Source organism: Citrobacter sp. W9, assembly GCF_026719375.1.
Taxonomy (GTDB): domain Bacteria; phylum Pseudomonadota; class Gammaproteobacteria; order Enterobacterales; family Enterobacteriaceae; genus Citrobacter; species Citrobacter werkmanii.
This window is the reverse complement of sequence record NZ_JAPPTE010000031.1, coordinates 37,392-43,920: the sequence shown is the minus strand read 5'-3', so window position 1 is coordinate 43,920 and position 6,529 is coordinate 37,392. Positions and strand designations below refer to the sequence as shown.

The window sequence follows — 6,529 nt, the reverse complement described above, 5'->3', positions numbered from 1 at the left end:
TGACGATTCATCATGGCCGTTTATAGTACCGCAGTCTCTCCCCTTTATTTTTACTGAAGAGCAGACAGAAACCATAAACACCGGCGTTGACACGCCGGGGAAGCCCTTATAGTACAATAATTTTCGATATCCAAACTGACCCCAAGTAAGGACGGTCGCGCCTGTGGTGGTTTTATCTCCGTGGAGCGCCTGGCCCCGGCCATAATTGTTAGTTCGATACCCCATGAGTCACGCCTCCGGGTATTGCCAGAAAGTCGGGGGCTTCAGCCATACCTTTGCGCGATAACAGCACTAATCTGTCCTGCGGGGTCGAGACAATTTCATCCCCGTTATCCAGTACGCTGCCCACCAGCGCGAGCCCTTTCTCGAAGTGTGTAGCTTTCTGGCCAGCGCTTGAAACAATCCGTGCAGATGAACCATCGGTATAAGTGACTGCATCACCCTCCACTGCGATTTTGACCATTTGACCGTTGCCTAGATCCATAACCCTGGCGCTATCAACAGCGGTTACGACACCACCTCGCGCAGTCAGGCTTCCCTCGACCGCAACACGCCAGATTGCTGTTACCGGGTGTTGGCGATCCCTTTCAGCGTTCTGCTCAATAATTTGTCGAGCATCCACATCCATTGCGGCCAGATCAGCGTCAGAGAAAGGGGATTTGTCAAAGTCGGCCAGCATTTGTTGAGTTGCTTCATTTGTAAACTGCTTCATCGTTATTACTCCTTATAAAATGTACGGATAAATTCCGAATTGTATACGAAGTAAGCACGAGTAAATTCTGAAAATGAACTGAGGAATCATATGGTTGCAATTTGTTATGTGCAGTTACCCACTTCTGGACAAGTGATAAGAAAAACCTGAAGAGTGATAGCGGAAAATAACTTTCGGAAAAGGAGGTGCGAAAATTCCTGGCTCCTGTCTATAATACTGTATGGATATACAGCACCACGAAGAGCAGAGCATTATGAAACTTATCCCAGTGACACAACAATCACCAGGCCAATTCCCGTTGTTCGTTGAGCCTGTCAGCGCAGGTTTCCCTTCAGTCGCTTCCGATTATGTTGATGAATTTATTGATCTAAATACTCACCTCATCAAACATCCATCTGCAACCTACTTCTTACGAGTAACAGGTTCATCGATGGTAGAGGCACGTATTCACGAAGGCGATCTGGTCATCGTGGATAGCTCACTTGAGGCGAAAGAGGGGGATATTGTGATTGCGACCGTTGATGGTGATTTCACCATTAAGCGGTTGCAGCTAAGCCCGGCTCCCGCGCTACTGCCAATGAATAGCCGGATGTCACCGATCTATCTGAAAGAAGGCGAAGAACTGGCCATTTTTGGCGTGGTGACCTTCATCGTGTACAAGGCCTTGTGATGTTCTGCCTGGTGGATTGCAACTCATTTTACGCCTCCTGCGAGAGAGTCTTTCGGCCCGATCTGGTGAACAAGCCAATTGTATGCCTTTCGAACAATGATGGCATGGTCGTGGCACGTTCAGCGGAAGCTAAAAAATTAGGTATCCAGAATGGTGACGTGTACTTCCAGAAGAAAGCATTCTTTGAAGCTAACGGTGTACATGTTTTCAGTTCTAACTATGCCTTGTACGCGGAGATCTCCCGTAGGGTGTGTGAGACATTATTTAAATTCTCCAGTAATACTGAGGTCTACAGTATTGATGAAGTTTTCCTTTCGTTTGAAGGAATGCAGAAAAATTATAATTTTGATGACTATGGAAGAGAAATAAAGAAAACCGTATTAAAGAGCACCCATATACCCGTGGGGGTGGGCATATCGACAACTAAAACTTTGGCAAAACTAGCAAATAAAGCTGCAAAAACATGGACTAAAACAGGCGGAGTGGTTGATCTCAGCAGTCCAGAAAGACAACGTAAATTATTGCCATATATTGACGTAAGCGATGTCTGGGGGGTGGGCCGGAGATATGCCACCAGACTGAACAGCATGGGCATCAGGACTGCTCTCGATCTGGCCAATGCGCCAACATCGCTTATCCGTAACACATTTGGAGTCGTACTGGAGCGAACGCAGCGCGAATTGAATGGCGAGTCCTGCATAGCCCTGGAAGAGGTGAGGAAGGTTAAGCAGCAGATCATCAGCTCGCGTTCATTCGGCCAGAAAATAGAGCACTACGAAGCAATGCACCAGGCGGTGTGTGAGTATGCCGAACGTGCAGGCGAGAAGCTGCGCGAAGAGAAGCAATACTGTCGCTGCATAACGGTTTTTATTGGCACAAGTTACTATTCGAAAACGGCCCCTTACAGTGGCCAGCAGACAGTCAAGCTGGAAAACCCCACCGCCGATACCCGGGAAATCATTGCGGCTGCGGTCGCAGGGCTCCGGCATATCTGGCAGGAGGGATACCGATACCATAAAGCCGGAGTGATGCTATCTGACTTTTATGATAGCGCCACCAGCCAGCTCGATTTGTTTGGTGAGAACCGACTCTTTGCCAATGGTGAAGCGTTGATGGGCGTGATGGATAGAATTAACCGGTCAGGTCGGGGGAAATTATGGTTTGCGGGCCAGGGCATCGACAAAGACTGGACGATGCGGCGGGAGTTATTGTCACCATCCTATCTCACTAACATTAATGAAATCCCTCGCGTCAGGATTGGCTAATCAGCAGTGAAAACTTCATTCGTCATCGATAAAATTCGTCTGTAAACAAAACGAACTTGATATACTCGGTTTCGCTTGTTATGAGTATGTATGTACATACAGTCCTCCGTGCAGCGGAGGGAGTTTAGAGCCCTTTTTCGGGGATAGAAATGAATATCTCAACAACTTTCCAGACGCTGGAGAGCGAGATCACACAACTTCGTGGAGTGCTGGGTTCCCGGCTTCCGCTCAAGGCGAGTGTCTGCGTCCTGCCAGCCGTTGCTGATGGCGAAGAAGATATGGCCATCGAACACATCATGCCTGAGCTGAAACAGGGACACGATGCTGTCCATGCTGCCTGCGCGGCATACGCTGACCTGCATATCAGGGATGGCTATTCGCAGAAGTCCGCTCGGCGCACTACCGGCGTATTATGGTACGACAATACAGATGCGGAATTCTCTCAGCTGGTTACCCGTTTGGTGACATCCATCAACCAGCATAAAGAGAGCATTCAACGCCACATCATCGAAAACTACGGTGGTGATCGCCGACCGGAATACATGCGCTTCAACGCGCTGCATAGCGCCTGCCCTGGTGTCATGACCCTGCATCTCTATCGGCAGCTGCGTATGTTTGATAATGCTAACGTCAATCTGGTCAGTTTCGGCTGGAGGCAAAAGACGCTTTTTAGCAGGGTTAACAAAATCGAGTTGCTCCAGAAGATGGGCAAGGACATCGAGGAAGATGAAGATAAATCAGTCAGACTCAACTCGTTGATTAAGGCTATTGCGCGTGTACCGGAAGAAAAGCTTCGCTTACGCCGTCCGGTTAAAGTGCATCCAGCTGCAAACATCGCGATGGCTGATCCTGAACACCCCGACCAGATACTGCGTCTTTCTGCCGCTTCATCTATGCCGTTCATTATCATTCAGGATGAGCACGTGAAAATTCGGCCATTGCCAGAGTTCGTGGCCAATGAAGTAAAGCCGAGGAGTAACCGCCTCAAGACAGATGTGATCGGTATATTCCACGGCGAAAGTATCGAAATGATTCTCTGACCACACCGGCCAAAGGACTGGCCGTATTCCCCCCTCATAATTTCGTCACTCGCCGTCCATGCCATACCCTGAAACTAATATTGAAAATTCATTATGTTCAGCAAGGAATGTGGCGTGAAATACTTTGAATGTGCGCTCAGGTTCAGAATCGCCCCAGGTGACGTGTATGGGATCCACCAGCAACTGGATAAGGTAGTCCAGGAACGTTCTGGGTCGCGACTCCCATACACCTTCTACTCTCGCAAACAAAGTGCCTCCGACACCCAGGTTGTTCTGAGAACGGCTGTTGCACTCGGGCTCCCTGGCGAAGTCATGAAGGAAATCATGTTTGTGTCTGGCCAGAAAATTCGAATCTGCGGCTCGCTGGCCACTATTCGACGCGAGGAAGCTGGAGGCCGGAAAAGAGAGATTTGTCCACCTGCCCATGAACTCCCGGATTATATCCACTATCACCTGGAACGGGCCGGAGTGATCTGTGGACGGTTACGTATCGTTCGAAGCACCAAGTTCCATATTATTAAGCCCGGGAGCGTTGGCCGTACATCCCACAAGATCATTGTACCGATGAGCCAGTACGATGCTGAATGCGTGATTGAAGATGTCGGCGCACTTGAACAGGCATACGCTTTCGGGATCGGCAGAAAGCGGATATTCGGCTTTGGCTATATGAACAGCATCGAAGTGCTTTCCTGAACAGGCCATTAAGCATAGTTATTATCTGAATTTCAAACCGACTCGCAAACTTACGGCATTAACACTTCTGATACACCCTTTAAATGCTGTAAACTGTTGTAGCCCTTACTAAATCGTAAGAGTGGGGATTTGCAGCCCCGACTAATGACACGCCGTTCATGTACTTGAACGGTTCGCACTCGCTCGCCTGTTTTTTGTCAATGGTGGGTCGGGGCGTGGGAGCCTTACGGCTCGCCAGTCGTCATTAGCTGGTACTGCAAACCATGTTCCGATTCACCACCAAAGGAAATGGAGATGGAAAAACAGGACTGGCATAAGGCAGACATCATAGCTGCGCTACATAAGAAAGGTTTGTCACTTGCCTCACTGAGTAGGGCTAACGGTCTTTCAAGCAGCACTCTGGCAAATGCACTGACACGTGACTGGCCTAGAGGCGAGATCATCATCGCTAATGCAATTGGTGAAGAACCTCAAGAAATATGGCCAACCCGATATTTTGATAAGGCAGGAATGCCGATCAAGAGAATCATAAGAAAACCGGTTTAAATGAAAAAGGCTGGCATTTTTGCTGGCCTTATATACCTCCTGGCTCTGCTACTGAAACCACTAACACCGATCAAATGGTCATCAGCGAAATACCCCGTTCATTTCTATTGACCTCTTTACCTCCATGTAATCAAATTGATGGAATAATAACGGTTACGAGAGACAAACTGATGACGGTGTTATCTGCCCCTGAAATGCGCTTTGGAACCAAACAGGATGTTCCCTTTATCATAGCGGTGATTCGCGACGGTATGCGGGATGGGTATTTTAACTTTGATGATGATGACGGACTGTCTCAGTTCGAAAGTCAGATCTCAGAAGCCATTGCCAGGCGGGAACGGGGAGAGAATTGCGCCGATTTCTTGTTTGTCTTTGATGCTCAACATAATGGCGCAGCGATAGGTTTTGCCCTACTGACGGGCAAAAATGGTGCAAATGGACTTGCTTCACATCTGGAAATCAGGATGTTTGGTGTTACCAGGAGTCAAAGACAAAAAGGATTTGGGCGCTCCATGTTGCAAAGTATTCTGGATGCTACTCCCGGCCATAAAGTGGAGGCATCCTGTCTTCCTGCATCAGTTGTCATGGCCAGGATGCTGACTAATGCGGGTTTTCACGTCAAAGAGATAAGCCCGTTTGGAAAGCGTACTTTCAGACGCTAATGTAAAATTCAGATAAAAAAACCGGCTGACGAATTCAGTCGGTTTAGTAATCCTGCAAAAGGATGCTGGACAGCGACGGACGACTTCAGAGCTGTGGCAATGGCCCCTGGTTATCTTCAGTCGCAGCCTGGTCTTTATCCGGGGTGGCCGTTGCAGTCCGCGAGGCATCAAATGAGACCGTTGGGTCGCTGAGAGTCAGGATGCCAGTGTCTTCAACTTCTCGCGTTGTCAGCGTAAGCTCAGATTTACTGTCATCACACTTATTCGTTTTCTCCGCCAGTGCCTTGCACCAGATATAACGACCTCTCTGGGCATCAGAGACTGAAGGCTCTCCATATTTCTCGATCGCCGACTTCAGTAAGAGATCAGGGTTGCTGAATGAAAAGCGGATTTTGTAAGCCACCGGCTCAATGGGGTCAACTGCCGTATCGGGGATAAAATAGACCACCGTCTCCTGGTGAGCATCTCCCCAGAAAATACTATTCAATGAGTTGTTACTGTAGCGCTTTTGAATTTCTTCACCAGCAGACTGGCCAAGTTTGTCAGTGATAGCAGTGATCGCTTCAGAAGCTGTCATCCGCAGGCTTACCGGCCCTATAGAAAAAGACATAACATCAAAGCTATTCAGGGGGGTAATGGTGCTTTCTGGAGCGGTAGATGAATCGGGTACGTCATCACTGTACAGACTGTCATCCCCCGGAGAAGGCGTTACAGGTGCTGAATTTTGGATGTCAGGTGTGTAGCTGGGATCGGGAGCGTATAGGCCCATTGTATCATTCTGTACAGCAGAATATACCGAAGCGGTCGGCAGGACGGTAAGGAGCGCAAGGGCGCAGTATCCAAGGTATCTGGTCATATTCACCTCGTCAGTAGCAGTTGTCCTACTGTAACAGCGCGAGGTTTGAGAACATCATGGAAATGGGGTCAAAGCGGGGCGAAAA

Annotated in this window: 8 protein-coding genes; 6 read left to right on the top strand and 2 right to left on the bottom strand. The window is 48.7% G+C overall.

The window, feature by feature from the left end; all coding sequences use genetic code 11:
• Nucleotides 1-208: 208 nt before the first annotated feature.
• Complete coding sequence (locus OOJ59_RS26055; protein ID WP_007372141.1) at nucleotides 209-712, bottom strand: hypothetical protein; 504 nt, start codon at nucleotides 710-712, stop codon at nucleotides 209-211.
• 253 nt (nucleotides 713-965) lie between these two features.
• Here OOJ59_RS26055 and umuD point away from each other — a divergent pair, with 253 nt between their 5' ends.
• The 6 genes from umuD (at nucleotide 966) to OOJ59_RS26025 (ending at nucleotide 5,588) form a co-directional block, all read left to right on the top strand.
• Nucleotides 966-1,382: a translesion error-prone DNA polymerase V autoproteolytic subunit gene (gene umuD, locus OOJ59_RS26050; protein ID WP_008786793.1), complete on the top strand. Its 417-nt coding sequence runs from the start codon at nucleotides 966-968 to the stop codon at nucleotides 1,380-1,382.
• A complete protein-coding gene (gene umuC / locus OOJ59_RS26045; RefSeq protein WP_009652912.1) occupies nucleotides 1,382-2,647 on the top strand; it encodes a translesion error-prone DNA polymerase V subunit UmuC in 1,266 nt (421 codons plus the stop codon). Before umuD ends, umuC begins: the two co-directional genes overlap by 1 nt.
• 149 nt (nucleotides 2,648-2,796) lie before the next feature.
• Nucleotides 2,797-3,687, top strand: a complete 891-nt coding sequence (locus OOJ59_RS26040) for a DNA replication terminus site-binding protein (protein WP_007372144.1) — start codon at nucleotides 2,797-2,799, stop codon at nucleotides 3,685-3,687.
• A gap of 312 nt (nucleotides 3,688-3,999) precedes the next feature.
• Nucleotides 4,000-4,380 (top strand): type I-E CRISPR-associated protein Cas6/Cse3/CasE, encoded by a 381-nt coding sequence (locus tag OOJ59_RS26035; protein WP_127649377.1) that lies wholly within the window; start codon nucleotides 4,000-4,002, stop codon nucleotides 4,378-4,380.
• Between the two features lie 288 nt (nucleotides 4,381-4,668).
• Nucleotides 4,669-4,926 (top strand): helix-turn-helix domain-containing protein, encoded by a 258-nt coding sequence (locus tag OOJ59_RS26030; protein WP_001333498.1) that lies wholly within the window; start codon nucleotides 4,669-4,671, stop codon nucleotides 4,924-4,926.
• A gap of 170 nt (nucleotides 4,927-5,096) precedes the next feature.
• On the top strand, nucleotides 5,097-5,588 hold the full coding sequence (locus OOJ59_RS26025; protein WP_000217395.1) for a GNAT family N-acetyltransferase: 492 nt from the start codon (nucleotides 5,097-5,099) through the stop codon (nucleotides 5,586-5,588).
• A gap of 85 nt (nucleotides 5,589-5,673) precedes the next feature.
• Here OOJ59_RS26025 and OOJ59_RS26020 read toward each other — a convergent pair whose 3' ends face one another.
• On the bottom strand, nucleotides 5,674-6,357 hold the full coding sequence (locus OOJ59_RS26020; protein ID WP_008786796.1) for a hypothetical protein: 684 nt from the start codon (nucleotides 6,355-6,357) through the stop codon (nucleotides 5,674-5,676).
• Nucleotides 6,358-6,529 lie beyond the last annotated feature (172 nt).